Raw genomic sequence first — 2611 nt, 5'->3', positions numbered from 1 at the left:
CACCGCCACGGCCGCCCAGAGCCCGGCAGGATTCAACAGCCTGACCTCTGTGTTCGTCCCGCCGCCCGCGGCGCCAGTGGCGGGCACCGCCGCCCGGTCATTGGAGGCCCCGGCCGGCGGGACGAACACAGAGGTCAGGCTGTTGAATCCTGCCGGGCTCTGGGCGGCCGTGGCGGTGAGGACAGTGAACAGGACGGCGGTGGCCGCCACGGCAGTAAGCCGCACCCGCGGTTTCGGGGCATGAGCTCCGCCCTTGTCACCATGGCCCTGGCTGAGGGCTGCCGCCGCCAGGGACTGCGGGGCAGGCGTGGGGTTCCGGGACCAGCTGGCCAGCCGCAACGGCGCCTGCGCACCATCCGGGGCGGGGCTGGAAACAGCCCCACCGGGAGCTTCGGCCGGACTCGATTCCGCCGCGGCGGCAGCCGCCAGAGCCGCCCGGCCCAACACCGCGGAAACTGCTGCGCCCATGCAGATGGAGGCCTTGGGATCGGCGTCCACGGCGATGGGACGGTCAAGCTGCTCCGAGATCAGCTGTGCAACCAGGGGGATGCGGGAGGATCCGCCAATCAGCAGCACGGCGGTAAGGTCAGCCGGCTCCAGCCCAAGCTGGCTTAGCGATTCTTCCAGGGCATCCACGGTGTCCCGGACGGGGTCTTCGATCAGCGCTTCGAATTCGGGGCGGACCAGGCGTATTTGCTGCTGGATGCCGGGCAGGAGCACGGAGATGTTGGCTTCGCTGTCGCTGGAGAGCGCTTCTTTGGCTTCCACGCACTCCCGCCGCAGCCGGGAAAGCGCGGCGAGCACTCCGGGGGCTGCCGGGTCCAGCCGGGCCAGGGCGCCATCCGTATGTTCAGCCACAAAGCGGAAAAGGGCGGCATCGAAATCGGCGCCGCCCATGTGTTCAAAGCCTTCCGGTTTCCCGAGTAGTTCAAACCGGCTGCTGGCCTCCTTGCGGAGGACAGCGGTATCGAAGGTGCCGCCGCCCAGATCATAGACGGCAATGATGCTGCCGTCCTCCACCCGAACCTGGGATGCGTAATGGAGTGCCGCGGCTTCCGGTTCCGTCAGCAGCGTGACGTTGTGGAGCCCCTTGGCGGCGAGGGCGCCTTTGATGAGGGATGTGCGGTGGAAGCCCCAGGCAGCGGGGTACGTCAGGATGATTTCCGACGGCGGCGCCCCCTGGCGTTCTTCCGCACGGTCTGCCACCCAGCGGGCCATGGTGGCGAACACGTCCTCGGCGGCCAGGGACAGTGTGCCCACGGAGATCGGCACGGCGTCGCCAATGCGGCGCTTGAATTCCCGCACAACCCGCCCGGGGGAATCCAGGCCGCGGCGTTCTGCGGCTTCCCCCACCAGGACGGGGCCGTTGTCGGGGTAAAAAAGAACAGAGGGTACCGAGGTTCCACGGAGTCCCAGCGGCAGGCACTCGGGAGAGGAACCGCCCTGGTCAAAACGGGCGATGGCAGCAGCTGTGAAGCTGGTTCCCACGTCAACGGCGAGAACATAGCTCATGGGTACCTCAGGAAAAACTGTTGTTCCGCCAGCAAACTTCATCACGGGCGCACGAAACCAACGTAGCATTACCGGCTGACCGGGAACAGCCCTGTTGCTACATCGATTTTAGAAGTCTCCGGGCACCCGGGAACTCCACAGAAGTCCTGCTCAGAGCCCTGAGTACGAGTGGAGCCCGTTGAAGAACTGGTTAACGATGGTGAAGTTGAAAACCACGCAGAGGTAGCCCACGATCGAGAGCCAGGCGGCCCGGGTGCCGGTCCAGCCTCGGGTGGCCCGTGCGTGGAGGTATCCGGCGTAGACAACCCAGATCACGAAGGTCCACACTTCCTTGGTGTCCCAGCCCCAGAACCGCCCCCAGGCCTTTTCTGCCCAGATGGCACCGAACATGAGGGTGAACGTCCAGCCGATAAAGGCGATGGCGTTGATGCGGTAGGACAGGTTTTCCAGGCTCAGCGCGGAGGGCACCAGGCGCATGAAGCCCAGTTTGTCCGCCCCGCCGGCAGCCACCGTCTTCTGGCGGTGGGACTGGACCAGCTGCAGCGCGGACATCGCGAAAGTCAGGGTGAAGAGGGCTGAGGACAGCACGGCGATGGACACATGGATGATCAGCCAGTAGCTCTGGAGGGCGGGAACCAGGTGCCCCACGGGAGTCCAGTAGGCCACGGAGGCGGCCACCAGCATGATGATGGCCAGGCCCACCACGAAGGTTCCCAGGAAGCGGAGGTCGCGGCGGACCAGCACCAGCAGGAACACCGCCACGGCCACGAACGCGCCGGTGGTGAGGAATTCGTACATGTTGCCCCACGGCACCCGGCCTGCGCCCAGCGCACGGGTCAGCACGCCGGCGGCGTGGATCAGGGCGCCAAGAATGGTCAGGGCCACCGCCACCCGCGCGGGTGCGCGGCGTTCCGCGGCATAGCGCATGTCGGCGTCGGCAGTGATGACTCCCCCGCCTCCCGTACCCGCTGCCTTGGTGGTGGACGACGACGGCCGCTCGGCCCTGCCGGCCGGTCCGCCCATCACCGGTGAAGTGGTCGACTACACCGAGATCATGTACGAATGCCGCGGCCCGCAGGGTTCCGCGCTGCTTATCGAG

General features: G+C 66.8%; 1 protein-coding gene and 2 pseudogenes. 1 reads left to right on the top strand and 2 read right to left on the bottom strand.

The annotated features are described in order from the left end of the window. Together ACKAE7_RS20745 and ccsB are read right to left on the bottom strand one after the other, a co-directional pair. The coding region (locus ACKAE7_RS20745) for an Hsp70 family protein (RefSeq protein ID WP_408980191.1) at positions 1-1512 on the bottom strand (1512 nt) is incomplete at its 3' end. Positions 1513-1662: 150 nt separating this feature from the next. Further along, a pseudogene (gene ccsB / locus ACKAE7_RS20740) lies at positions 1663-2535 on the bottom strand (c-type cytochrome biogenesis protein CcsB); the annotation flags it as partial. Between ccsB and ACKAE7_RS20735 the strand changes: the two are divergent. Then, positions 2531-2611, top strand: a pseudogene (locus tag ACKAE7_RS20735) (YebC/PmpR family DNA-binding transcriptional regulator); the annotation flags it as partial. The pseudogenes ccsB and ACKAE7_RS20735 sit on opposite strands and share 5 nt — an antisense overlap.

This window comes from Pseudarthrobacter sp. NKDBFgelt, assembly GCF_046097905.1.
In the GTDB taxonomy this organism is placed as follows: Bacteria; Actinomycetota; Actinomycetes; order Actinomycetales; family Micrococcaceae; genus Arthrobacter; species Arthrobacter polychromogenes.
The sequence above is the reverse complement of the archived record's forward strand: the minus strand, read 5'-3'. Positions and strand labels throughout refer to the sequence as shown.